The sequence below is a fragment of the Serratia sp. CY38905 genome (genome assembly GCF_052168875.1).
Lineage (GTDB): Bacteria > Pseudomonadota > Gammaproteobacteria > Enterobacterales > Enterobacteriaceae > Serratia > Serratia sarumanii.
This window is the reverse complement of record NZ_JBJNLV010000016.1, coordinates 43,270-66,568: the sequence shown is the minus strand read 5'-3', so window position 1 is coordinate 66,568 and position 23,299 is coordinate 43,270. Positions and strand designations below refer to the sequence as shown.

22 protein-coding genes are annotated in these 23,299 nt (G+C 62.2%); 7 read left to right on the top strand and 15 right to left on the bottom strand.

The window, feature by feature from the left end; genetic code table 11:
• The first annotated feature begins 185 nt into the window (after window positions 1–185).
• Window positions 186–953, top strand: a complete 768-nt coding sequence (locus ACJ8MK_RS23290; protein ID WP_033636197.1) for a transporter substrate-binding domain-containing protein — start codon at window positions 186–188, stop codon at window positions 951–953.
• A 44-nt stretch (window positions 954–997) separates the two neighbouring features.
• Here the strand turns inward: ACJ8MK_RS23290 and alr are convergent, their stop codons facing one another.
• Entirely contained in the window at window positions 998–2,077 is a 1,080-nt protein-coding gene (gene alr / locus ACJ8MK_RS23285) for an alanine racemase (protein WP_103830355.1), read from the bottom strand.
• A 17-nt stretch (window positions 2,078–2,094) separates the two neighbouring features.
• Entirely contained in the window at window positions 2,095–3,519 is a 1,425-nt protein-coding gene (gene dnaB / locus ACJ8MK_RS23280; protein ID WP_025160134.1) for a replicative DNA helicase, read from the bottom strand.
• Between the two features lie 167 nt (window positions 3,520–3,686).
• On the opposite strand from dnaB, the gene ACJ8MK_RS23275 reads away from it, so the two are divergent.
• Entirely contained in the window at window positions 3,687–4,670 is a 984-nt protein-coding gene (locus ACJ8MK_RS23275; RefSeq protein ID WP_033654713.1) for a quinone oxidoreductase, read from the top strand.
• A 300-nt stretch (window positions 4,671–4,970) separates the two neighbouring features.
• Here ACJ8MK_RS23275 and pspG read toward each other — a convergent pair whose 3' ends face one another.
• The 3 genes from pspG to ACJ8MK_RS23260 form a co-directional block, all read right to left on the bottom strand.
• Complete coding sequence (gene pspG / locus ACJ8MK_RS23270; protein ID WP_033636200.1) at window positions 4,971–5,189, bottom strand: envelope stress response protein PspG; 219 nt, start codon at window positions 5,187–5,189, stop codon at window positions 4,971–4,973.
• Between the two features lie 157 nt (window positions 5,190–5,346).
• Window positions 5,347–6,357: a tRNA dihydrouridine(20/20a) synthase DusA gene (gene dusA, locus ACJ8MK_RS23265; protein ID WP_103774536.1), complete on the bottom strand. Its 1,011-nt coding sequence runs from the start codon at window positions 6,355–6,357 to the stop codon at window positions 5,347–5,349.
• 110 nt (window positions 6,358–6,467) lie between these two features.
• The gene (locus ACJ8MK_RS23260; protein WP_033649710.1) at window positions 6,468–7,040 is read right to left on the bottom strand and encodes a sugar O-acetyltransferase; all 573 of its coding nucleotides are present in this window, start codon (window positions 7,038–7,040) and stop codon (window positions 6,468–6,470) included.
• Window positions 7,041–7,286: 246 nt separating this feature from the next.
• Between ACJ8MK_RS23260 and zur the strand changes: the two genes are divergently transcribed.
• Window positions 7,287–7,799 carry a zinc uptake transcriptional repressor Zur gene (gene zur, locus ACJ8MK_RS23255; RefSeq protein ID WP_015379223.1) on the top strand — a complete coding sequence of 171 codons (513 nt, stop codon included), beginning with the start codon at window positions 7,287–7,289 and terminating at the stop codon, window positions 7,797–7,799.
• 102 nt (window positions 7,800–7,901) lie between these two features.
• Here zur and ACJ8MK_RS23250 read toward each other — a convergent pair whose 3' ends face one another.
• The 4 genes from ACJ8MK_RS23250 to ACJ8MK_RS23235 all read right to left on the bottom strand — a co-directional run bounded on the left by ACJ8MK_RS23250 (window position 7,902) and on the right by ACJ8MK_RS23235 (window position 10,946).
• Entirely contained in the window at window positions 7,902–8,111 is a 210-nt protein-coding gene (locus tag ACJ8MK_RS23250; protein ID WP_033636203.1) for a CsbD family protein, read from the bottom strand.
• A gap of 315 nt (window positions 8,112–8,426) precedes the next feature.
• Window positions 8,427–9,764 (bottom strand): MATE family efflux transporter DinF, encoded by a 1,338-nt coding sequence (gene dinF, locus ACJ8MK_RS23245; RefSeq protein WP_085286608.1) that lies wholly within the window; start codon window positions 9,762–9,764, stop codon window positions 8,427–8,429.
• A gap of 102 nt (window positions 9,765–9,866) precedes the next feature.
• On the bottom strand, window positions 9,867–10,475 hold the full coding sequence (lexA, locus tag ACJ8MK_RS23240; protein ID WP_004936736.1) for a transcriptional repressor LexA: 609 nt from the start codon (window positions 10,473–10,475) through the stop codon (window positions 9,867–9,869).
• Between the two features lie 102 nt (window positions 10,476–10,577).
• Window positions 10,578–10,946 carry a diacylglycerol kinase gene (locus tag ACJ8MK_RS23235; protein WP_015379225.1) on the bottom strand — a complete coding sequence of 123 codons (369 nt, stop codon included), beginning with the start codon at window positions 10,944–10,946 and terminating at the stop codon, window positions 10,578–10,580.
• 148 nt (window positions 10,947–11,094) lie between these two features.
• Here ACJ8MK_RS23235 and plsB point away from each other — a divergent pair, with 148 nt between their 5' ends.
• Complete coding sequence (plsB, locus tag ACJ8MK_RS23230) at window positions 11,095–13,560, top strand: glycerol-3-phosphate 1-O-acyltransferase PlsB (RefSeq protein WP_033649708.1); 2,466 nt, start codon at window positions 11,095–11,097, stop codon at window positions 13,558–13,560.
• 65 nt (window positions 13,561–13,625) lie between these two features.
• On the opposite strand, the gene ubiA is transcribed toward plsB, so the two are convergent.
• Window positions 13,626–14,498: a 4-hydroxybenzoate octaprenyltransferase gene (ubiA, locus tag ACJ8MK_RS23225; RefSeq protein WP_103799385.1), complete on the bottom strand. Its 873-nt coding sequence runs from the start codon at window positions 14,496–14,498 to the stop codon at window positions 13,626–13,628.
• A gap of 17 nt (window positions 14,499–14,515) precedes the next feature.
• Window positions 14,516–15,031, bottom strand: coding sequence for a chorismate lyase (ubiC, locus tag ACJ8MK_RS23220; protein ID WP_442518086.1), 516 nt, complete (start codon window positions 15,029–15,031; stop codon window positions 14,516–14,518).
• A gap of 392 nt (window positions 15,032–15,423) precedes the next feature.
• On the opposite strand from ubiC, the gene ACJ8MK_RS23215 reads away from it, so the two are divergent.
• The 3 genes from ACJ8MK_RS23215 to ACJ8MK_RS23205 are packed head-to-tail and all read left to right on the top strand — an operon-like array spanning window position 15,424 to window position 18,837.
• Window positions 15,424–16,806, top strand: coding sequence for an MFS transporter (locus ACJ8MK_RS23215; RefSeq protein WP_197808116.1), 1,383 nt, complete (start codon window positions 15,424–15,426; stop codon window positions 16,804–16,806).
• Between the two features lie 24 nt (window positions 16,807–16,830).
• On the top strand, window positions 16,831–17,832 hold the full coding sequence (locus ACJ8MK_RS23210; RefSeq protein WP_033649706.1) for a LacI family DNA-binding transcriptional regulator: 1,002 nt from the start codon (window positions 16,831–16,833) through the stop codon (window positions 17,830–17,832).
• 21 nt (window positions 17,833–17,853) lie between these two features.
• Window positions 17,854–18,837: a nucleoside hydrolase gene (locus ACJ8MK_RS23205; RefSeq protein ID WP_442518085.1), complete on the top strand. Its 984-nt coding sequence runs from the start codon at window positions 17,854–17,856 to the stop codon at window positions 18,835–18,837.
• A gap of 55 nt (window positions 18,838–18,892) precedes the next feature.
• Here the strand turns inward: ACJ8MK_RS23205 and malM are convergent, their stop codons facing one another.
• From malM to ACJ8MK_RS23185, 4 genes are all read right to left on the bottom strand, one after another.
• Complete coding sequence (gene malM, locus ACJ8MK_RS23200) at window positions 18,893–19,798, bottom strand: maltose operon protein MalM (protein ID WP_033636212.1); 906 nt, start codon at window positions 19,796–19,798, stop codon at window positions 18,893–18,895.
• A 100-nt stretch (window positions 19,799–19,898) separates the two neighbouring features.
• The gene (locus tag ACJ8MK_RS23195) at window positions 19,899–21,188 is read right to left on the bottom strand and encodes a maltoporin (protein ID WP_033649704.1); all 1,290 of its coding nucleotides are present in this window, start codon (window positions 21,186–21,188) and stop codon (window positions 19,899–19,901) included.
• 32 nt (window positions 21,189–21,220) lie between these two features.
• On the bottom strand, window positions 21,221–22,330 hold the full coding sequence (gene malK / locus ACJ8MK_RS23190; RefSeq protein ID WP_033636214.1) for a maltose/maltodextrin ABC transporter ATP-binding protein MalK: 1,110 nt from the start codon (window positions 22,328–22,330) through the stop codon (window positions 21,221–21,223).
• Window positions 22,323–23,294 carry an alpha-amylase family glycosyl hydrolase gene (locus ACJ8MK_RS23185; RefSeq protein WP_442518084.1) on the bottom strand — a complete coding sequence of 324 codons (972 nt, stop codon included), beginning with the start codon at window positions 23,292–23,294 and terminating at the stop codon, window positions 22,323–22,325. The genes malK and ACJ8MK_RS23185 overlap by 8 nt, the downstream gene beginning before the upstream one ends.
• Window positions 23,295–23,299 lie beyond the last annotated feature (5 nt).

Sequence of the window (23,299 nt, the reverse complement as noted above, 5' to 3'; positions counted from 1 at the left end):
GACGTTACAGCCTACCAGTTTTTTTACCGCTGCCGACGTCACACCCTGGCGCTTAAATCGCGTACAGCAGCAACGCCCGGCGTTTTCGCCGGTAAGCGGCATAAAAAACGGCTAACTCATGCAGGTAAACGACAATTAACGGCGAAGTAACGCATAAAACCACGAATGTATAAAAAGGACGCCAGATGAAAAAGCTACTCCCTCTCGCGCTGCTGCTCGCCGCCGGCGGCGCCGGCGCGCAATCCCACCTGGACAAGGTGCTGCAGCAAAAGACCCTGGAGGTCTGCACCACCGGCGACTACAAGCCCTATACCTTCCTCAAGGAAGACGGCGGCTATGAAGGCATCGACATCGATATGGCGGAGTCGCTGGCCAAGAGCCTGGGCGCCAAAGTGAAGTGGGTGAAAACCAGCTGGAAAACCCTGACGCCGGACTTCACCTCCGGCAAGTGCGATATCGCGATGGGCGGCATCTCCGTCACGCTGGAGCGACAAAAACAGGTGTTCTTCGCCGACAAGCTGGATACCGACGGCAAAATCCCGCTGGTGCGCTGCACCGACGTGAAGAAATACCGCACTCTCGAGCAGATCAACAAACCGTCGGTGCGCCTGCTGGAGCCGGCGGGCGGCACCAACGAAGCCTTCGTGCACGCCTATCTGCCGAAGGCCAAGCTGACGCTGACGCACGACAACATGAGCATTTTCCAGCAGTTGGTAGACCGCAAGGCGGACGTGATGATCACCGACGCCTCCGAGGCGCTGTACCAGCAGAAGCGCTATCCGAAGCTGTGCGCGGTGAATCCGAGCAAACCGATGCAGTACGGCGAGAAGGCTTACATGCTGCCGCGCGACGATCTGAGCTGGAAACTGTATGTGGATCAGTGGCTGCACCTGGCCAAGGCGACCGGCGAGTATCAGAAGATTATCGACAAGTGGTTGGCGGTAAAGAAGTAACCCGCTGAGAAACGGGGCCGACGCGCGTCGGCCCCTGCTGCGCATCAGTCGCCGATGTATTCCATCGCCACGCGCTGCGTGAGCTTGGTGATCAGTTCGTAAGCGCTGATGCCGGTGCAGGCGGCGATGCGCTCGACCGGCAGCGCCTCGCCCCACAGCACCGCTTCATCCCCCACCTTATCGGCGGCGTCCGGCCCGAGATCGACCGAAATCATGTCCATCGACACCCGGCCGACGATCGGCACTTCGCGGCCGTTGATCAGGATCGGCGTACCGGTCGGCGCGCTGCGCGGGTAGCCGTCGCCGTACCCCATCGCTACCACGCCCAGCCGGGTATCGCGCGGGCTTACCCAGGTGCCGCCGTAGCCAACCGCTTCGCCGGCCTTGTGCTCGCGTACCGCGATCAGGCTGGATTTCAACGTCATCGCCGGCTGCAGCCCATGCTCGGCGCCGCTGCCGTTATCCAGCGGCGACACGCCGTACAAAATGATGCCGGGACGCACCCACTCATTGTGGGCATCCGGCCACAGCAGCGTGCCGCCGGACGCGGCGACCGAGCGCTGGCCCGGTTTGCCGCGCGCGAACTGCTCGAAGCAGGCGATCTGTTTCAGGGTGGTGTCGGATTCCGGCTCATCGGCGCGGCTGAAGTGGCTCATGATATTGACCGGCTGCGCCACGTTGCGGCAGGCGCACAGGCGCTGATAAAACGCTTCCGCCTGTTCGGGGCGCACCCCCAGCCGATGCATGCCGGTATCGAGCTTCATCCACACCGGCACCGGGCGCGCCAGCTTGGCCTGCTCCAGCGCTTCGAGCTGTTCGATGCTGTGCACCGCGGTTTCGATGTTGTTCGCCACCAGCACCGGCAGATCTTCGGCACAGAAGAAACCTTCCAGCAGCAGGATCGGTTTGACGATGCCGCCGGAGCGCAGCATCAGCGCCTCGCCGATGCGCGCCACGCCGTAGCAGTCGGCGTCTTGCAGGGTGTGGGCTGTTTCCAGCAGGCCATGTCCATAAGCGTTTGCTTTCACAACGGCAATCAGGCGGCTTTGCGGCGCCTGGCGGCGCACCTGTTGCAGATTATGTCGCAGAGCGCGGCGGTCGATTACAGCGGTTGCCGCTTTCATTTCAGTTCCTTAGCTGATTATTCGTCATCGTATTGTGGCCCCGCGTAGTTATCGAAACGCGACCACTGGCCGTTAAAGGTAAGGCGCACGGTGCCGATCGGGCCGTTACGCTGCTTACCGATAATAATTTCCGCGATCCCTTTCAGATCGCTGTTCTCGTGATACACCTCATCACGATAGATGAACATAATCAGGTCGGCATCCTGCTCGATAGAGCCGGACTCACGCAGGTCGGAGTTGACCGGGCGCTTATCGGCGCGCTGCTCCAGGCTTCGGTTCAGCTGCGACAGCGCCACCACCGGCACCTGCAGCTCTTTCGCCAGCGCCTTCAGCGAGCGCGAAATCTCGGCGATCTCCAGCGTACGGTTGTCGGACAGGGCCGGCACGCGCATCAGCTGCAGGTAGTCGATCATGATCAGGCTAAGCCCGTCGTGCTCGCGGAAAATGCGCCGCGCGCGCGAGCGCACTTCGGTCGGCGTCAGGCCGGAGGAGTCGTCGATGTACATGTTGCGCTTCTCCAACAGGATACCCATGGTGCTGGAAATGCGCGCCCAGTCCTCGTCGTCGAGCTGGCCGGTACGGATGCGCGTCTGATCCACGCGCGACAGCGACGCCAGCATACGCATCATGATCTGCTCACCGGGCATCTCCAGGCTGAAGATCAGCACCGGTTTTTCCTGGGTCATCGCGGCGTTTTCGCACAGGTTCATGGCGAAGGTAGTTTTCCCCATCGAAGGACGGGCGGCGACGATGATCAGATCGGACTTTTGCATGCCCGCGGTTTTCTTGTTGAGATCCTGATAGCCGGTATCGACCCCGGTCACGCCATCGTGCGGCTGCTGATACAGCTGCTCAATGCGCGACACGGTGTCTTCCAGGATGCGCTCGATGCCCTTCGGGCCTTCGTCTTTGCTGGCGCGGTTCTCGGCGATTTGGAAGACGCGGGATTCCGCCAGATCGAGCAGGTCTTCGCTGCTGCGCCCCTGCGGATCGTAGCCGGCGTCGGCGATCTCGTTAGCCACCGAGATCATCTCGCGCACCACCGCGCGCTCGCGCACGATGTCGGCGTAGGCGCCGATGTTGGCGGCGCTCGGGGTGTTTTTCGACAGCTCGGCCAGGTAGGCGAAGCCGCCGACCGAGTCCAGTTCGCCCTTTTGTTCGAGCGATTCGGACAGGGTGATGAGGTCGATAGGCTTGCTCATCTCCAGCAGACGCTGCATCTCGGTAAAGATCAGGCGGTGCGGGCGGCTGAAGAAATCGTTGGCGACCACGCGCTCCGCCACGTTGTCCCAGCGCTCGTTATCCAGCATCAAACCGCCCAACACCGACTGCTCGGCCTCCAGCGAGTGCGGCGGCATCTTCAGCCCTTCCATCTGACGATCTCTGGAACGCTCTCTGGTTTCGTCCGCGTTTGTTTTGTTGGTTGGTTTTTTTCCTGCCATGAAACGTAGTCTTTATCCGGTTGCGAATGAAGGATCCTGACGCGAGAGTATACGTGATTTTTGCGCCATAACCGATGCAAAAAAGGTATTGAACCCCGCACGGGCAAACTGGATCTCCGAGACTAAAAAGAATAGGGTGAAATCAGACACTCCAACGAGGTAACGATATGGCCAAGCGCATTCAATTCTCCGCCACCGGCGGGCCGGAAGTCTTGCAATACGTTGATTTTACACCGCTCGATCCGGCTGCCGGGGAAGTGCAGATCGAGAACAAGGCGATCGGCATCAACTACATCGACACCTATGTGCGCAGCGGGCTGTACGCGCCGGCCAGCCTGCCGAGCGGCCTCGGCACCGAGGCGGCCGGCGTGGTGGTCAAGGTCGGCGCCGGGGTAAGCGCGATCAAACCGGGCGACCGGGTGGTGTATGCGCAGTCGTCGCTCGGCGCCTACAGCGAGATCCACAACGTGCCGGAAGAAAAAGTGGCGCTGCTGCCGCACAACCTCAGCTTTGAGCAGGGCGCCGCCTCTTTCCTCAAAGGGCTGACGGTGCACTACCTGCTGCGCCAGACTCACGAAGTGCAGCCGGGTGAAGTGTTCCTGTTCCATGCCGCCGCCGGCGGGGTTGGCCTTATCGCCTGCCAATGGGCCAAAGCGCTGGGTGCGCGCCTGATCGGCAGCGTCGGCTCCGACGAGAAGGCCGCCCTGGCGAAACAGGCCGGCGCCTGGGCCACCATCAACTACCACAAAGAGGATATCGCCCAGCGGGTGGCCGAGCTGACGCACGGCGAGAAGGTTGGCGTAGTGTACGATTCGGTGGGGCAAAGCACCTGGCAGGCCTCGCTCAACAGCCTGAAACGCCGCGGCCTGATGGTCAGCTTCGGCAATGCCTCCGGCCCGGTGACCGGCGTCGATCTGGCGCTGCTCAACCAGAAAGGATCGCTGTACGTCACCCGCCCTTCCCTCAACGGCTACGTCACCAACCGCGCCGAACTGCAGTACGCCAGCAACGAGCTGTTCTCGCTGATCGGCAGCGGCGCCATTCGGGTGGAGGTGAGAGACGAGCAGAAATTTGCGCTGGCCGACGCCCAGCGGGCGCACCAGGTGCTGGAAAGCCGCAGCACCAGCGGCTCCAGTCTGCTGATCCCCTGATAGCGGCAAAAGAAAAGGGCTCCTTGCGGAGCCCTTTCTGTTACTGCGTTTTGTAGGGGTAGAGCAGAGTCCGCCAGAGACAGGGGGTTGCTTTAGCAACACGAATTTTGGTTGTCTCTCACGGTGATGAAATCGGTCGCATCACTGCATCGACCCACATCCTAACAGCCCCGTTCGGCAAAAAACACGCTTTATGTGCCACATCGCCGGGGAAAACTGCCAAGCTGTGATCGTTGCCGCATTCGCGGTGCGAAAAATTGTGCAAGTTTCAGTGTGACTGTCTGATTATTCAGCAAAAAATCAGTAACGCCTGGCCTGCGGTTTCTGCATCGCGCGGTAAATCCATACCCCGACCACCGCCAAAATCAGCCACGGCAGCAGCTTGATGACCACCGCGAACAACCCGCCCACCAGCATGAACGCCGCCGCCGCCAACAGCGCAGCGAAGATCCCCAGCAGCGAGATGCCGGTCACCATCAGCATCACCACAAAGCCAATGAGAAAGAAGATTTCCAACATGATTGCTCCTTTGCAACTCAACGTATCTGCTGAATGGATTACAAGAAGCGTGCCAGAACGGCGAAAGTGCTAACCTATTGAAAAAACGGGGCAGGCATCCGGCAACGCGCCGAATGCCTGGCGAAAAAGACTAACTGTTGGTCAAACTTTTTGTGGGTTACGCCATTTCCACACGCGGCTGACGCACCAGCGCCAGCGCCTGCTCCACCACCCGCGCATCGGCGCCCGGCTTGTGGGCGTTCTCGCTCAGGTGGCGACGCCACTGGCGCGCGCCCGGCACGCCCTGGAACAAACCGAGGATGTGGCGGGTGATGTGGCCGAGATAGGTGCCGTTGGACAGCTCGCGCTCGATATACGGATACAGCGCTTCGACGATCGCCACGCTGTCCGGCACTGCGATCTGCGCGCCGAACAGTTCGCTGTCGACCCGCGCCAGGATGCCCGGATTCTGGTACGCCTCGCGCCCCATCATCACGCCGTCCAGATGCTGCAGGTGCTGCCGCGCCTCCTCCAGCGTTTTCACCCCGCCGTTGATGGCGATGGTCAACGCCGGGAAATCCCGCTTCAGCTGATAAACGCGCGGGTAGTCCAGCGGCGGCACTTCGCGGTTCTCTTTCGGGCTGAGGCCGGAGAGCCAGGCCTTGCGCGCGTGAATGGTGAACATGTCGCACTCACCGCGCCCGGCGACGGTCTCGATAAAGTCGCACAGGAAGGCGTAGCTGTCCTGATCGTCGATGCCGATGCGGGTCTTCACCGTCACCGGGATCGACACCGCGTCGCGCATCGCCTTGATGCAGTCGGCGACCAGCGTCGCCTGCCCCATCAAACAGGCGCCGAACATGCCGTTTTGCACGCGATCGGACGGGCAGCCGACGTTGAGGTTAATCTCGTCGTAACCGCGCTGCTCCGCCAGTTTGGCGCAGTGCGCCAGCGCGGCCGGATCGCTGCCGCCCAGCTGCAGCGCCACCGGATGCTCTTCTTCGCTGTAGGCCAGGTAGTCGCCTTTACCGTGGATGATCGCGCCGGTGGTCACCATTTCGGTGTACAGCAGCGTTTCCTTGGTCAGCAGGCGGTGGAAGTAACGGCAATGACGATCGGTCCAGTCGAGCATCGGCGCGATGGAGAAACGATTGGCGGCGTAGGTTGGGGCGTGGTTGTCTTTCGTCATGCTGAGTTACTGGCTACCTGAGTCTGTCTGGGTTCAACGAACGGCGCGCGGCCGCAAACGGCTATTATAACGACAATCGGCGCCGTTGGGAAAACCGCCTTATCTGCGCCCTATTCCAACGCGCGGATAACCCGGCACGGCTGCCCCAGCGCCAGCACGTTGGCCGGGATGTCGCCGGTCACGATGCTGCCCGCGCCGATAGTGGTGCCGTCGCCGATGGTCACGCCCGGCAAGATCACCACGTTACCGCCGATCCACACATTGCTGCCGATGGACACCGGCTGCGCCGAGGTGCGGAAAGGGAAAGCCGGGTCACCGGTAAAGCGTTCACCGGCCTTCAGCGGATGACTCGGCGTGTAGATTTGCACGTTGGGGCCGATCAGCGTGTTGTCGCCGATGGTGATGGTATTGCAGTCGAGGAACACCGCATTGACGTTGATAAAACAGTTCTTGCCGATGCGGACATGTTGCCCGTAGTCGCACCAGAACGGCGTTTCGATCCAGCTCGCCTCGCCCCAGGCGCCGAACAGTTCGCCGAGCAGACGGTTTTTCTCGTCCGCCTGATGCGAATCCAGCTCGCCCAGGCTTTTGGTCAACGCTCTGGCCCGATGGTACATAGCAATCAATTCTTCATCGCGGCTGTTGTACACCTGGCCGCTTAACAGCTTCTCTCTTTCCGTCATCGTACAATGGCTCCTGCTCATCACGCGGGTGAAGCGCGTTATACCGCTCTCGCCCGCTGCTCTCCAGCGCTAAAACCGGCAATGTTGATTTGTCGCCCTGCGGCGGGGAAAAGTTGTGATGCATCTCTCTTTTAGCGCACTCTGCGCGCCTTTCCCTGCGCAATCCTCAGGGGAAAAGGGGGCAACTCTCGGCGATTCGCCGTAATCATGGTAAAATCGGCTTTTTTACGTACCGGGATATTTGCGATGAACTCAACCACCCAGGAAAAGCTGCTGGCGCAGGCGGAACGCCTCTGCCAGCAACGCAATGTGCGATTGACGCCGCAGCGGCTGGAAGTGCTGCGTCTGATGACTCAGCAACCCGGTGCAATCAGCGCTTATGACCTGCTCGATCTGCTGCGCGTCGCCGAACCGCAGGCCAAGCCGCCGACGGTCTATCGCGCGCTGGATTTTCTGCTGGAGCAAGGGTTTATCCATAGAGTGGAATCCGCCAACAGCTACGTGCTGTGCCACCATTTTGAACAGCCGATGCACACGTCCGCACTGTTTATCTGCGATCGCTGCGGCCAGGTGACCGAACGCACCACCGAAGGCGTAGAGGAAACGCTGCAGAAGCTGGCGCAGGAAGCCGGATTTGCGCTGCGGCACAGCGTGGTGGAAGCGCACGGTCTGTGCGCCGGCTGCGTGGAGGTTGAGGCGTGCGACAGCAAGCATGACTGCGCCGAACACGATCACAGCATCGCCATCAAGAAGAAGTAAGACGAAGTCAGGTACCTCCCTGTACCTGCGGCCGGGGCGCCAGAGGATGAGAGCGACGCCGGCCTGCGCTGGGCAAGCCGCCTTCAATGGCGGCCCTGCAAATTACCAGCGGTGCTTGGTGTGTTCTTCCCAGGCCTTCACCTCTTTCTCGGCCGCCTCTTTCTGGTAACCGTAGCGCTCCTGGATTTTGCCGACCAGCTGTTCGCGTTTCCCTTCGATGACCGTCAGATCGTCATCGGTCAGCTTGCCCCATTTTTCCTTCACTTTGCCTTTCAGCTGCTTCCAGTTACCGTCGGCTTGATCTTTATTCATAGTCTCTCCGTTAACCTGTGGTGAATCAGTGATCCCTGTCGCCGGCCGGGGTTAACCAGAAATTTTTCTGGCTGATGCTCCCTTCACCTTAAGGAGCACCGTTCCCCTTCATGTACCAGCCACATGATTCATTCTAGTTAAACGTGGAAATAAAAAAGCCAAAACACAGAATAAAAAACCATTAACTGACAAAATAAAAACAAAAAACGCCAGTAAACAACAAACTAACGCGAACGGGACCAGGCTGAAAACATGTAAGCAAACATGACAAAAAACATAAGAAAAACTAACCATTATCCCAACGGAACGCCCGGGTTAATGTGCGGTAAACCAGCTGCCGCGCACCTGGTGGCGGTGCCAAATCCAGCCCAACGCCACGCCGCGCAACGTCAGAAACACCGCCAGCGCCAGCCAAAGCCCGTGGTTGCCAAGCAGCGGCACGCTGAACAGCGTCAGACCATACCCTACCGCAGCCACCGCCATGCTGTTACGCATCTCGGCGCCGCGCGTGGCGCCGATAAACATGCCGTCCAGCAAATAGCACCACACCCCGACCAGCGGCAGAATGACCTGCCACGGTAAATAATGGGCAGCCAACGCACGCAGCTCCGGCAAGGAGGTCAACGCCGCCACGATCTGCTGGCCGGTAACGGCATACGCCAGGCCGAAGGCCAACGCGACCAGCCCCGCCTGCCTGCAGGCCGCGTGCCACACCTTACGCAGTTGGCTATCGTCCCGGGCGCCGTAGGCGTGGCCTGAATGGGCCTCCACCGCATAAGCGAAGCCGTCGAGTGCATAGGCGGTGAACGTCAGCAGATTCATCAATACCGCATTGACCGCCACCACCTCGCTCCCCAGGCGAGCGCCGAAAATGGTCAGCGACGCAAAGCACAGTTGCAGCAACAGTGAACGCAGCATGATGTCGCGGTTGAGCGCCAGCAGGCGACGCAGATCGCCGCGCCAAGCCTGGCGCAGCATCGGCAGGGTAATACCGCGCAGGCGCATCACCCGCCACGCCAGCCACAGGCCGAGCAACAGCGTGGCGTATTCGGCGATGGCGGTGGCCGCCGCCGCCCCTCGCACGTTCCAGCCCAGGCCCATCACCAGCCAGATATCCAGTACGATATTCAGCAGGTTGCCGACGATCAGCAGGATCACCGGCGCCCGCACGTACTGCACGCCGAGCAGCCAGCCCAGCAGCACCAGATTGGCCAGCGCCGCCGGGGCGCTGAGCCAGCGGATCTCAAGAAAACGCCGCGCCTGTTCCAGCACTTCGCCATCGCCACCGACGATCCGCAGCGCCAGTTCGATCAGCGGATAACGCAGCAGGACGATCGCCGCTCCGGCCAGCAGCGCCAACAGCAGCGGTTGCATAAAGGCGCGCGCCAGCGCCTGCGGGTTCTGTGCCCCCAGCGCCTGCGCCGCCAGGCCGGTGGTGCTCATGCGCAGGAACAACAGCAGCATGAACAGGAAGCTGGTCGCCACCGCGCCGATCGCGACGCCCCCCAGATAGATCGGGCTGTCGAGGTGGCCGATCACCGCGGTGTCCACCAGCCCGAGCAGCGGCACGGTAATATTGGAGAAAATCATCGGCAGGGCCAGGCGCCACAGAGCTTTATCGGTGTCGCTGGTAAAGGCGGAAATCAAGCGCATGATGAGAAGTTCCCGTAGCGGTGGCGAATGGCAAGGTCAGAAACAAAAACGCCCCAGAACAGGGGCGATTGATACAAGGAGGCGGCACTGAGGGTGCGACGATTAAATCCAGTCGCCGTTGCGGATCACGCCGACCGCCAGCCCTTCGATAGTGAAATTCTGCTGACGCAGATCGACCACGATAGGTTGGAATTCGTTGTTCTCTGGCAGCAGTTCAACCACGTTGCCGTGCTTTTTCAGGCGCTTGACCGTCACTTCGTCTTCGATGCGCGCCACCACGACCTGGCCATTGCGCACGTCTTGCGTTTTGTGCACCGCCAGCAGATCGCCATCCAGAATGCCGATGTCGCGCATCGACATGCCGTTCACCCGCAGCAGGAAATCGGCGCTCGGTTTAAACAGGGAAGGATCCACCTGGTAGTGCCCTTCGATGTGCTGCTGCGCCAGCAGCGGCTCGCCGGCGGCGACGCGGCCGATCAGCGGCAGACCCTCTTCTTCTTCCATCAGCAGGCGGATACCGCGCGAAGCACCGGAGACGATTTCGATCACGCCTTTGCGTGCCAGCGCCTTCAGGTGTTCTTCGGCGGCGTTAGGCGAACGGAACCCCAGACGCATCGCGATCTCGGCACGCGTTGGCGGCATGCCCGTTTGCGAAATGTGCTCGCGAATCAGGTCGTAGACCTCTTGCTGTCTGGTAGTTAGTGCTTTCATTCCGCCCCCTGTTTGTTTATACAGTCTTGCTGTGAGTATATACAGGTAAGCGCGGATTGGGAACCGAAGATTAAATAAAAATCAGTCAGTAGGCGCTTTTCGTCAGCCGAAGTGCTGCCATAAGACCGTGCCCCAAACGAACAGCGCCAGCACGATCGCCAGCGACACCGCCGCCGATCCCATGTCCTTGGCCCGGCCGGACAGCTCGTGATGTTCGCTGCCGATGCGATCCACCACCGCCTCGATCGCGCTGTTCAGGATCTCGACGATCATCACCAGCGCTACCGATCCGATCAATAAAATGCGCGCTATCGCACCCACATCCAGCCAGACAGCCAGTATGATAGCCAGGAGGGTGACCACCAGTTCCTGGCGGAACGCCGCTTCGTGTTGCCAGGCGGCGGAAAGCCCTTTATAGGAATAGCCGGCGGCCTTGATGATGCGGGTCAGGCCGGTTGCTTGGTTTGCCATGTTTTCGTGCCTTTCTCAGAGGTCGGTCATAATAAAAAGAGTCTAGAACAGTCCGCGCTGACGGCTCTCGGATTTCGAACACCACAGATCTGCTACCCGGTTTCTGGTATGCTTGCGGCGCATTGCTAACAAGAGGCTTCACGTTGTTATGTCAGGTTGGCGTAAAATTTATTATAAAATATTGAATTTACCACTTAAATTGTTGGTAAGAAGTAAGGTCATCCCTTCAGATCCGGTTACCGAGCTAGGGTTGGATCCCTCACGGCCGATTTTGTATGTTTTACCTTACAATTCCAAGGCGGATTTGCTGACGCTGCGAACCCAGTGCCTGGCGCAGGATCTGCCCGATCCGCTCAACTCGTTGGAGATCGACGGCACCGTGCTGCCGAGCTACGTGTTCATTCACGACGGCCCGCGCGTGTTCCGCTATTACACCCCGAAAGAAGAGTCGGTAAAGCTGTTCCACGACTATCTGGATCTGCATCGCAGCAATCCGGATCTCGACATTCAGATGCTGCCGGTTTCGGTGATGTTCGGCCGCTCGCCGGGCCGCGAAGGCCACGGTACGCCGCACCTGCGTCTGTTGAACGGCGTGCAGAAATTCTTCGCCGTGCTGTGGCTCGGCCGCGACAGCTTCGTGCGTTTCTCCAACACCGTTTCGCTGCGCCGCATGGCCACCGAACACGGAACGGATAAAACCATCGCGCAGAAACTGGCGCGCGTGGCGCGCATGCACTTTTCGCGTCAGCGCCTGGCCGCCGTGGGCCCGAGCCTGCCGGCCCGTCAGGATCTGTTTAACAAGCTGTTGGCGTCCAAAGCGATCGAAAAAGCGGTCGAGGACGAAGCGCGCAGCAAGAAGATCTCACACGAGAAGGCCCAGCAAAACGCCATCGCGCTGATGGAAGAGATCGCCGCCGATTTCTCCTACGAAACCGTGCGCCTGTCCGACCGCGTGCTGAGCTGGACCTGGAACCGGCTGTATCAGGGCATCAACGTCACCAACGCCGAGCGCGTGCGCCAGCTGGCGCAGGACGGCCACGAGATCGTCTACGTGCCCTGCCACCGCAGCCACATGGACTATCTGCTGCTGTCCTACGTGCTGTATCACCAGGGCCTGGTGCCGCCACACATCGCCGCCGGCATCAACCTCAACTTCTGGCCGGCCGGCCCGATCTTCCGTCGCCTGGGCGCGTTCTTCATCCGCCGCACCTTCAAGGGCAACAAGCTGTACTCGACGGTGTTCCGCGAATACCTCGGCGAGCTGTTCACCCGCGGTTACTCGGTGGAATACTTCGTGGAAGGCGGCCGTTCCCGCACCGGGCGCCTGCTGGAGCCGAAGACCGGCACCCTGTCGATGACCATCCAGGCGATGCTGCGCGGCGGCACCCGTCCGATCACGCTGGTGCCGATTTACATCGGTTACGAGCACGTGATGGAAGTGGGTACCTATGCCAAAGAGCTGCGCGGCGCCACCAAGGAAAAAGAGAGCCTGCCGCAGATGCTGCGCGGCCTGCGCAAGCTGCGCAACTTGGGCCAGGGTTACGTCAACTTCGGCGAACCGCTGCCGTTGACGGCTTACCTCAACCAGAACGTGCCGCAGTGGCGCGAGTCGATCGATCCGATCGAAGCCCAGCGCCCAAGCTGGCTGACGCCGACGGTCAACGATCTGGCCGGCCAGATCATGGTGCGCATCAACAACGCCGCCGCGGCCAACGCCATGAACCTGTGTTCCACCGCGCTGCTGGCCTCGCGTCAGCGTTCGCTGACCCGCGAGCAGCTGATCGAACAGCTCGAGTGCTACCTGCAGCTGATGCGCAACGCGCCTTACGCGCGTGACGTCACCGTGCCGACGCAAACGCCGGACGAGCTGCTGGATCACGCGCTGAACATGAACAAGTTCGAGGTGGAGAAGGACAGCATCGGCGACATCATCATCCTGCCGCGCGAGCAGGCGGTGCTGATGACCTATTACCGCAACAACATCCACCACCTGCTGGTGCTGCCGTCGCTGATCGCCAGCATCGTGATGCATCACCGCCGGGTATCGCGCGCCGAGCTGCTGCGCCAAATCGGCATGATCTATCCGATGCTGAAAGCCGAGCTGTTCCTGCATAACGACAAGGAACAGCTGCCGGAGGTGCTGCGGCCGGTGATCGACGAGCTGATCCGTCAACAGCTGATCTGCGACAAAGGCGACGAGCTGGTGCTGAACCCGGCGCGCATTCGCCCGCTGCAGCTGCTGGCCGCCGGGGTGCGCGAAACCCTGCAACGCTACGCCATCACCATGTCGATCCTCAGCGCCAACCCGAGCATCAACCGCGGCGCGCTGGAGAAAGAGAGCCGCATCATGGCGCAGCGTCTGTCGGTGCTGCACGGCATCAACGCGCCGGAATTCTTCGACAAGGCGGTGTTCTCCACCCTGGTGGCAACGCTGCGCGAAGAAGGCTATATCAACGACAGCGGCGATGCGATCCGCGAGCACACCCTCGAGGTGTACAACATGCTGAGCGATCTGATCACGCCGGAGATCAAGCTGACCATCGAAAGCGTCAACATGCCGGAAGAAACCAACGCCCTGCCGCAATCCGATGCGGAAGAAGAGAAAGACGAGTGATTTCGCCCGGCGCGGAAACACAAAAGGCACCCTCGGGGTGCCTTTTTTCTTGCGGAAGGGAAGCGTTACGTCGGCAGATAGCTCAGCGCGATACCGATGAACACCACCAGCCCCACATAGTTGTTCTGCAGGAAGGCCTTGAAGCAGGCCTCGCGCTCGCGGCCGGCGATCTGTTTCTGCTGGTGAATGAACAGCGCGCCCGCCAGCAGCAGTGACCAGTAAAACGCCCCGCCGAGCTGCGCCAGATAACCGACCCACACCAGCAGCAGCAGCGTCGCAAACTGCAGCAGCCCGACGATCAGCTTGTCATAACGGCCGAACAGGATAGCGGTGGATTTGATGCCGATCTTCAGGTCATCGTCGCGGTCGACCATCGCATACAGCGTGTCGTAGGCCACCGTCCAGCAGATGTTGGCCAGCAGCAGCAGCCAGCAGCTGAGCGGCAGCGATTCGCTGACCGCCGCATAGCCCATCGGAATGCCCCAGCCGAACGCGGCGCCCAGCACGAACTGCGGCAGGTTGGTCACCCGCTTCATGAACGGGTACGCCCAGGCCAGCGCCAGCGCCGCCAGCGACAGCCAAATGGTCATCGCATTGAGCGTCAACACCAGGCAGAACGAGACCAGCACCAGCACCACGAACAGCACCTTGGCCTCTTTCGCGCTCACCTGGCCGCTCGGCATCGGCCGCCCGGCGGTGCGTTTCACGTAGCCGTCCACCGCGCGATCGGCGTAATCATTCACCACGCAACCGGCGGCGCGCATCAGGAACACGCCGAGCACGAACACCAGCAAAATCGACAGCGGCGGCACGCCTTTCCCGGCCAGCCACAGCGCCCACAGCGTCGGCCACAGCAGCAACAGCGTGCCGATCGGTTTATCAATGCGCATCAAATGGCTGTAAGCCCGCCATTTACTTTGAGTCACGCTTCCCTCCAAGGTCTTGCTCTCCTCTTTTATGCAGGAACCGCTGAATACAGCGGTGAAGCCGGTAAAAACAGTTCGGTCAGCAACAGCGGTTTGCCCGCCAGCCGCAGCCGTGAACGACGCGCCCACAGCGCATCCTGTCGGCCGATATGGATATAGTCGCGGGTCAGCTCGCCGCTGCTGAACAGGTAGCGCCCCAGCGGCAGCGTGCCCAGATCCACCAGCGCCTGGTCGGGGCCGGTCAGCGTATTTTCCGGGATCACCGTGCGCCCCAGCAGCCAGGGCTGGTTGTCGCCCAGCAGCACCACTTCGCGCAGCCAATAGCGCGGGCTGTCGGGCAGGTGGTTCGCCTCGTCGCCCAGCGCCTCGCGCGTGACGAAGCATTCGCGCTGCGGTTCGACGCGCACCTGGGCGCAATGGCGTTCAAATCGGCGGGTCATGGAGCCTAACTCCATCAGCCAGTCGCTGACGGTGGCGGGCGCCGGAGGATCCTGTTCGGACAACCACTCCAGCGGCGGCAGGATGGAATCCCTGATGCCAGACATTGCTTTACTCCTCGCCTGAACCGCAGCCGGTAAGGCGCGCCAGACGATACAAACTGTTAACAGGCCCCCATTGTAGCGCAGAAATGCGAAAGCGGCAGGCTGATTCGTGGCGAAAACGGCAGGCCTATCGGCCGGAAAAACCGGGGTTCTGTCATCTTTTTGCCATCCGTATTCTCTATCTTCGTTCCCCGGCACGATGACGATTCTGTGATCGCCTGCAAAGTTTCATCTTTGTCGCGTTGTTTTATCTACGCGCGTAGATACTCTGACACCGCAGCGTTGAATCGCCATGCGTCCGACATCATTTGTCGGCACACCTTTGTTGCCGGCACCAGGGAAACCATCTTTAACCGCGCCCCTCCAGGCGCAGAACAAAAGAGGATAGCACCGTCATGAGCGAAACAACGCTTGCCACTCCACAGACCGCCGACGCCGCGCTGGCGGCCGATGAACGCCTGGCAACCAAAGAGGGGCGCAGCCAATTTTGGCGCGCCACCTTCTCCTGCTGGCTCGGCACCGCCATGGAATACGTCGACTTCGCGCTGTACGGCCTAGCGGCCGGCATGGTGTTCGGCGATGTGTTCTTCCCCGAGGCCACGCCGCTGGTCGCCCTGCTGGCCAGCTTCGCCACCTACTCCGTCGGTTTCGTCGCGCGGCCGATCGGCGCGCTGGTGTTCGGCTGGATCGGCGATCGCAAAGGCCGCCGCGTGGTGCTGATCACCACCGTGGCGCTGATGGGCATTTCCACCACGCTGATCGGCCTGATCCCCTCCTATGCGCAAATCGGCGTCTGGGCGCCCACCTGCCTGGTGATCCTGCGCTTCGCGCAGGGATTCGGCGCCGGCGCGGAGCTGTCCGGCGGCGCGGTGATGCTGGCGGAATACGCGCCGGCCAAGCGGCGCGGGCTGGTGGCCTCGATCATCGCCATCGGCTCCAACAGCGGCACCCTGCTGGCGTCGCTGGTATGGCTGCTGGTGCTGCAACTCGACAAGGAAGATCTGATGAGCTGGGGTTGGCGCATTCCGTTCCTCGCCAGCATTCTGATCGCCGGGGTGGCGCTGTACCTGCGCCGTCACGTGCGCGAAACGCCGGTGTTCGAGCGCGAGCTGCAACAAAACCACCAGCGCATGCTGGACGCCGCTCAGGCCGCGCCGGACTCACGCAGCTACCTGCAGCGCACCACAGCGTTCTGGGTGATGCTCGGCCTGCGCATCGGCGAAAACGGCCCCTCCTATCTGTGCCAGGGCTTTATCGTCGGCTACGTCGCCAAGGTGCTGATGGTCGATAAATCGGTGCCGGCGCTGGCGGTGCTGATCGCCTCGCTGTGCGGTTTTCTGGTGATCCCGCTGGCCGGCTGGCTGTCCGATCGCTTCGGCCGCCGCGTCACCTACCGCTGGTTCTGCCTGCTGCTGGTGCTGTATGCCTTCCCGGCTTTCTGGCTGCTCGACAGCCGTGAACCGGCGATCGTCATCTCGGTGATCGTAGTCGGCATGTGCATCGCATCGCTGGGGATCTTCGGCGTGCAGGCGGCCTACGGCGTCGAACTGTTCGGCGTGAAGAACCGCTACTCCAAGATGGCGTTCGCCAAGGAGCTCGGCTCGATCCTCTCCGGCGGCACCGCGCCGCTGATCGCCACCGCGCTGCTCTCCGGCTTCGGTCACTGGTGGCCTGTCGCCGCCTATTTTGTTGTAATGGCGGGCATCGGCTTAATCACCACCTTCTTTGCTCCCGAAACCCGCGGCCGCGATCTCAACCTGCCGCAGGATGCCGCGTAGCGAGAAGGCGAACAGGATCTCAATTTGGATAATCACTCCGCGCGACGCGTTACCCGCGCCGACGTGGCCCGCGTAGCGGGCACCTCCGTCGCCGTGGTCAGCTACGTGATCAACAACGGCCCGCGCCCGGTGGCGGAAGCCACCCGGCTGCGCGTGCTGGCGGCGATCGAGCAGACCGGCTACCGGCCGAACGACATCGCGCGGGCGCTGGCCTCCGGCAGCACGCAAACCTACGGGCTGGTGGTGCCGGATATTTCCAACCCGTTCTTCGCCACTCTGGCGCGGGCGCTGCAGCAGGAAGCCTTCAGCCGCGGCCGCGTGCTGCTGCTGGGCGATGCCGGCGACGATCGTCAGCGCGAATATGAGCTTATCAACAACCTGCTGCGCCGCCAGGTCGACGGCCTGCTGTACACCAGCGTCGATCGCCACCCGTGGTTCGATCTGATCCGCGCTTCCGGCACCCCCTGCGTGATGATAGACACCATCGACAGCCAGGCCGGCGTCTGCGCCATTCGCGTCGACGAGCGCGACGCCGCCTGCCAGGCGACCCGCCATCTGCTGCAGCACGGCTATCGCGACATCGGCATTTTTATCGGTCCGCTGACCATGCTCAACGCGCAGGATCGCCTGAACGGCTGGCGCGATGCGCTGCTGGAGGCGGGCATCGCGCCACGCGACGCGTGGATTTTCGAAGCGCCCTACACCCGCCAGGGCGGTTACCAGGCCACCCAGCGCCTGGTGCAAGGCCCGCGCCCGCGCGCCGTTTTCACCTCTAACGAGCAGCAGGCGCTCGGCTGCCTGTCGGCGCTGGCGGAGCATGGGCTGCGCGCGCCGGACGATCTGGCGCTGATCTGTTTTAACGGCACGCAACAATCCGAATTCAGCGTGCCGCCGCTCAGCGCGGTCGAGCAGCCGATCGACGCCATGGCCAAGCGGGCCATCGCCATGCTGGCCGCCGGCGCCGCGCCCGCCGAGCTGCATGAATTCGCTTTTCAACTGCGCATCCGCCGTTCGTGCGGCTGTTAGCGGTTTTTCAGGACACCTTATATGCGTTTAATCATTGATTGCGATCCCGGCAACGGCGTTCCCGGCGCCAACGTCGACGACGGCCTGGCGCTGGCCCTGGCGCTGGCGGCCAAACCGCAGCTGCAGCTGGAGTTGATCAGCATCGTGGCCGGCAACACCCCGCGCGAAGTGGGCTTCGCCGTCGCCAGCGATCTGCTGGCGCGGAGCGGTTATCAGGTGCCGGTCGCCCTCGGCGCGGCGCGCGCCCTGAGCGAACCGCCGGAGCCGTGGCGCGCACACCTGGACCGCCCGATCGCCGATCCTAAGCTGGCGGCGCTGTGGCGTGACCTGCCCGCGCCCTCGCTGGCCAACGCGCCCGCGCCGGACGCCGCCATCGCCATCGGCGAACTGATCTGCCGGCATCCCGGCGAGATCACGCTGGCGGCGATCGGCCCGTTGACCAACGTTGCGCACGCCATGCAGCTTTACCCGCAGATGGCGCAGGCGGTGAAAGAGATCGTGATTATGGGCGGCGTGTTCAACGTTGAGGGATATATCAAGGACACCAATTTCGGCCTGGATCCGGAAGCGGCGCGGCTGGTGTTGAACAGCGGCGCCGCTATCACGCTGGCGCCGCTGGACGTCACCACCCAGACCATGCTGACCCAGGCGGATCTGGCCGCGTTGACCCAGCAGGATACCCCGCTGTGCCGCTATTTGCGCGCCACGACGCAGCCGTGGATCGACTATTCGCGCCATACGCGGCACCTGCCGGGCTGCTGGATCCATGATGCGCTGGTGATCGCCTGGCTGCTGGCGCCGCAGCTGGTCACCACCGAGATGTTTCATGTGGATGTGGCGGTGGAAGGGGCGTTGACGCGCGGCAGCTCACGCCGCTGGCGGCCGGACAGCCTGCGCCTGACGGTCGGCATGCCGGCGCCGCAGGGCAAGCCGGTGCGCGTCATGCAGCAGGTGGACAACGCCCGTCTGCTGGCGTTGATCGGCGCAACGCTGACCCGCGGATGAAAAAAGGTGCGCCAAAGCGCACCAATCATCGAGCCAGCATCGGCAGCGCCGGGTGTTACCCCTTGCCTTTAACGCTGCTGATAAACGTTTTACGCGCGGTGGTCGAGCCCAGTTTCTCGGCCTCATTCATCAGCTTCAGCGCCTTGTCGATATCGCCCGCCTTCACCGCCTGCTTGATGCCGTTATTGAAGTAGCTTTCGGTATCGTTGAGCATCGGCTCCGCCGGTTTCTCCGGCGCTGGCGCAGGCGCCGCCACGGCGGCCGGTGCGGTCGAGCCCACCACCACCGGCGCCACGGTCGGCGCAGGCTGCAGCATGCCGATCATCACGTTGCCGGTGCCCTGTTCCGCGGTCACCTTAAGCTTCAGCGTGCCGGTCGTCGCGTGGCCGGCGATCGGATCCGGGATATCCGGCACCGCGTTGCCCACGCCCTGCGCGTAGGCCTTGGCCGGGTTGGTCAGCTGCGTGGTTTTCGCCAAGTCCTGGCGGGTGGTGTACACCAGCAGGTAAATCTGTTTTTGACCGAGCGCCGGCGTCAGTTTCAGCGTGCCTTCGAGGCGATCGGAGGACATCGCCCCCGGCGGCTGATACGGGAAATAGCTGCTCGGGTAATACGCCGCCGGGCGCAGATGCTCATCCAGCACCAGCACGCTCGGCGCGTACAGCGAATTGTTTTTGGCGAGGCTGCTCAGCGTCACTTCCAGCGAACCGCGATCGGCCGGCAGCGTATAGGCGGCGATCGCCCCCTGAATCTCGCCCTGATTGAGCTGCGGGCTGACGGCGTCGAGCTTCACCTCTTGCGACACCGGCGGCTGCAGCGGCTGCCACGGCAGGCTTTGCAGCGTGGCGGCGCTGATGGCCGGCGCGACGGAAACGTTGGCCGGCGTGTCGGCGTTGGCCGCCAAAGGCGCGCCGACGGTCAGCGCCAGCGACAGGCAGAGTGACAGCAGATTCTTTTTCATCGTTATATCCTCTTTCAGCGCCGCGGCGGATCAGGCAAGAGATCCGGCCGCGGCGAATGCGGTTGGGGGAGAGCCGGTGGCCCTCCCCGTCCTGTCGTCGTTACCACCAAATTTCCATCTGGGCGCCGAAGGTGACTTCGTCATCCTTGCCGCGGCTGAAGGTATGCATGCTGGTGTCGTTGTAAGCGGTGCCGGTGTTATACCCGGTGTCGTCACCGGTGGCGTAGCCCCACTTCTCATCCCACTTGGCGTAGGTGGCGAACAGGCGGATGGCCGGACGCGACCAGATGCTGTTGCCCGCCTGCCACTGCTGCGCCAGGGTCACTTTATACTGGCCGTTGCGATCGCCGGTGCGCTGGGATTTGACGTTGTCATAGCCGGCTTCCAGCAGGGTGCTCATGATCGGCGTCCATTTGTACATCGGGCGCACGCCCACGGTGTACCAGGTGGTGCCGTTGTTGTTATCGCGGTCGATGTCCTGGAACATGGCGACGTACATCAGCGCCCATTGATCGTTGAAGTCGATGGCGCCGTGATCCAGCACGCGGATCATCTTGCCGTTGTTATCGATGGTGGCGCCTTCGTTGCGGCCGTTGTTCTGCGAAGTCATCGAGTCGGTGGCGTACTGCAGCACGAACTTGTTGTAACCGTTCAGGATGCTCTGCGTGTGTTCCGCGGTGAACATCCAGCCGTCTTTGCTGGCGCCGTCGGCCAGGCGATAGTTATCCTGCGCATTGGCGCGGCCGTAGTCCACGCCCAGCTCCAGGGTGCCGCCCGGGTTCAGCTCCAGGCCGGCCAGACGCAGGTCGAAGGTGTCGTTGACGGTTGGGCGCTGTTTCCATTCGTTATCCAGGTAGCCGTAAGAGCCGCCGGATTCGGAGTTGCGGGTCACGGCGGCGGACAGCTTGCCGAAGCCCAGATCGATGTTTTCCAGACCGGCGCCCGGGCCGGAGATATCCCAGTAGTAGAAGTCGATCATGTGAACGTCATGACGCTGATAGAAGCGCTTACCGGCCCACAGCGTGGAGCCCGGCAACCAGTCGATCAGGTTTTTACCCTGCACGTTGACTTCGCGGAAGCCCGGGGTCACGTCTTCCCAGTCGGAACGTTGCGAGACCGAATAGGCCAGGTTGGTGTCGAAATAGAAGCTCTTGTCGCCTTCTTTCCACACTTCCTGCCCCAGTTTCAGTTCGGCGTAGGTTTCGCATTCGTTGCCGAGACGGTATTTGCTCGCGGCACCGGTGGCCTTGAAGCACTGTTGCTCACCGCCGCTGCCGGTCCAGCCGATGCCGGAACGGGCGTAACCGTGAAAATCCACGGCCAGCGCCTGGGTAGAGAGAACACCGGCGGCGACAGCCAGTGCCAGAGGAAGTTTGCGCAGAGTAGTCATCATTATTCTCCTGTTATACCGACTTTGATGCTTTAAACGCCCGGCTCCTGGTGCAGCCGTTTACATGCCGTACCGTCTTCACGGAACAGGTGGCAACGATGAGGCGGCAGGCCGATGGCGAATGTGGCACCTTCTTCTACCAGCACCACGTCATTCTGGCGGTACACCAGGTTTTGACGGATGGCCGGGATTTGGATGTGGATTTGCGTCTCGTTGCCGAGCTGCTCCACCACCTGTACGTCGCCGGTAAGCCGCACTTCTGAGGCTTCGCCGGGCAGCAGATGTTCAGGGCGAATGCCCAGTGACAGGTTGGCGCCGGGCTGAACGCCCTCGCCTTCCACCGGCAGCCAGACCAACTGGCGGTTGGGCAGTTCGACCTGCACCTGTTGCGGCTGCGCCGCGGTCACCTTGACCGGCAGGAAGTTCATCTTCGGCGAGCCGATAAACCCGGCGACGAAGCGGTTGGCCGGGTAGTGATACAGCTCCAGCGGCTTGCCGACCTGCGCCACGCGACCGGCGTCGAGCACCACGATCTTGTCGGCCAGCGTCATCGCTTCGACCTGATCGTGGGTGACGTAAATCATGGTGCGCTGCAGGCGCTTGTGCAGACGGGAAATCTCGATGCGCATCTGCACCCGTAGCGCGGCGTCGAGGTTGGACAGCGGTTCGTCGAGCAGGAACACGTCCGGCTCGGCCACCAGCGTGCGGCCGATCGCCACGCGCTGACGCTGCCCGCCGGACAGCGCCTTCGGCCGCCGATCGAGCAGGTGCGCCAGCTGCAGCACCTCGGAAACCTGATTCACCCGTTGATTGATTTCCGCTTTCCTGGCGCCGGCCAGCTTCAGGCCGAACGACATGTTGTCCGCCACCGACAGGTGCGGATACAGCGCGTAGGACTGGAACACCATGCCGATGCCGCGCTCGGAAGGCGGCACCTCATTCATGCGTTTCTCGCCGATCAGCAGGTCGCCGGAGGTGATGTCCTCCAGCCCGGCGATCATGCGCAGCAGCGTCGATTTACCGCAGCCCGACGGCCCGACAAACACCACAAACTCGCCGTCTTCGATGGTTAGATTGACGTCTTTGGAAATCACGGCCTCACCGAAGGCCTTATAAACGCTGCGCAGTGTCACGCTAGCCATGCGTTACTCCCCTGCTTTCGCAGTTAACATGTCGTGTGAAAATGGCGGAGGCAAAGCCCGCCAAAACCCATTGATGACCCTCTTGCTGCGCGCCGTGCTGCCATGCCAACGGCAAGGTCGCCTCAGACGGCGCGGCCGCCTGAGTATAAGGCTGCAGGTTTATCAGCGCTTCAAGGCATTGATCCTGATGGGTAATAAGTAAGCGCACCACGCCGTCCCGCTGGCTGATCGCGTTCAATTCGCCACGCTGGATGAGCGGCGAACGGCGCAGGGCCAACAGCGCCTGGCAGTAACGTAAGGTGGAGTGGCTGTCGTGCTGTTGGCGGCTGATGGCCAATGCGCGGTGTTCGATCGCCACCTGTTGATACCAGCTGATTTCGCCGGCGGTGACCTGTTCGGGGGCTTCATGCCACGGCATCGGCGTTTGCGCGCCGCGCGGATCCTGCAGCCCGGCGGCATGCGGCAGCCCCAGCTCCTCGCCCTGGTACAGGCAGATCGGCGCCGGCAACATCGCCAACAGCGTCAAAAAGGCGGCGGCGGAACGCAGGTCGCCCTGCCCCCAGCGGCTGACCACTCTTGGCTGATCGGCGTCGCCGGTGCTCCACAGGCTGTCCGCCAACGTGGCGCGGCGGGCGTGCAGCACCGCCACCAGCTTCTCCGCGCTGAACGGCATCACGTCCAGCGCCAGCGCGCCGTGGACGAACCGCTGCGGCGCGACGGCATTGCGAACGCGGTTGGCTTCATCGCCGTACCACAGCGTCAGCCCTTCGGCCGTCACCGTCGCCTCGGCCTCCGGCGCCAGCGTCTGCGGCAGCAACAGGCCGTCGATCGACAGCGCTTTCAGGTACGGCAGCGCCGTCAGCATGCCGTGCGCGTCGCCCACGCCGTCCCCGTTTCCGTCACGGAAACTGGCCGGATGGATCCGGTACAGGGTGGGCTGAGTAGCGATAGGCATTGACGACATAAATC

What these genes read in the sequence shown, in the direction of transcription:
- malK (WP_033636214.1), bottom strand. Translation starts at nt 22,330, where the DNA reads ATGGCTAGCGTGACACTGCGCAGCGTTTATAAGGCCTTCGGTGAGGCC.
- ACJ8MK_RS23260 (WP_033649710.1), bottom strand. Translation starts at nt 7,040, where the DNA reads ATGACGGAAAGAGAGAAGCTGTTAAGCGGCCAGGTGTACAACAGCCGC.
- ACJ8MK_RS23205 (WP_442518085.1), top strand. Translation starts at nt 17,854, where the DNA reads ATGCGTTTAATCATTGATTGCGATCCCGGCAACGGCGTTCCCGGCGCC.
- ACJ8MK_RS23235 (WP_015379225.1), bottom strand. Translation starts at nt 10,946, where the DNA reads ATGGCAAACCAAGCAACCGGCCTGACCCGCATCATCAAGGCCGCCGGC.
- ACJ8MK_RS23195 (WP_033649704.1), bottom strand. Translation starts at nt 21,188, where the DNA reads ATGACTACTCTGCGCAAACTTCCTCTGGCACTGGCTGTCGCCGCCGGT.
- dinF (WP_085286608.1), bottom strand. Translation starts at nt 9,764, where the DNA reads ATGCGCTTGATTTCCGCCTTTACCAGCGACACCGATAAAGCTCTGTGG.
- plsB (WP_033649708.1), top strand. Translation starts at nt 11,095, where the DNA reads ATGTCAGGTTGGCGTAAAATTTATTATAAAATATTGAATTTACCACTT.
- lexA (WP_004936736.1), bottom strand. Translation starts at nt 10,475, where the DNA reads ATGAAAGCACTAACTACCAGACAGCAAGAGGTCTACGACCTGATTCGC.
- ACJ8MK_RS23185 (WP_442518084.1), bottom strand. Translation starts at nt 23,294, where the DNA reads ATGTCGTCAATGCCTATCGCTACTCAGCCCACCCTGTACCGGATCCAT.
- alr (WP_103830355.1), bottom strand. Translation starts at nt 2,077, where the DNA reads ATGAAAGCGGCAACCGCTGTAATCGACCGCCGCGCTCTGCGACATAAT.
- ACJ8MK_RS23250 (WP_033636203.1), bottom strand. Translation starts at nt 8,111, where the DNA reads ATGAATAAAGATCAAGCCGACGGTAACTGGAAGCAGCTGAAAGGCAAA.
- dnaB (WP_025160134.1), bottom strand. Translation starts at nt 3,519, where the DNA reads ATGGCAGGAAAAAAACCAACCAACAAAACAAACGCGGACGAAACCAGA.
- zur (WP_015379223.1), top strand. Translation starts at nt 7,287, where the DNA reads ATGAACTCAACCACCCAGGAAAAGCTGCTGGCGCAGGCGGAACGCCTC.
- malM (WP_033636212.1), bottom strand. Translation starts at nt 19,798, where the DNA reads ATGAAAAAGAATCTGCTGTCACTCTGCCTGTCGCTGGCGCTGACCGTC.
- ACJ8MK_RS23290 (WP_033636197.1), top strand. Translation starts at nt 186, where the DNA reads ATGAAAAAGCTACTCCCTCTCGCGCTGCTGCTCGCCGCCGGCGGCGCC.
- pspG (WP_033636200.1), bottom strand. Translation starts at nt 5,189, where the DNA reads ATGTTGGAAATCTTCTTTCTCATTGGCTTTGTGGTGATGCTGATGGTG.
- dusA (WP_103774536.1), bottom strand. Translation starts at nt 6,357, where the DNA reads ATGACGAAAGACAACCACGCCCCAACCTACGCCGCCAATCGTTTCTCC.
- ACJ8MK_RS23275 (WP_033654713.1), top strand. Translation starts at nt 3,687, where the DNA reads ATGGCCAAGCGCATTCAATTCTCCGCCACCGGCGGGCCGGAAGTCTTG.
- ubiC (WP_442518086.1), bottom strand. Translation starts at nt 15,031, where the DNA reads ATGTCTGGCATCAGGGATTCCATCCTGCCGCCGCTGGAGTGGTTGTCC.
- ACJ8MK_RS23215 (WP_197808116.1), top strand. Translation starts at nt 15,424, where the DNA reads ATGAGCGAAACAACGCTTGCCACTCCACAGACCGCCGACGCCGCGCTG.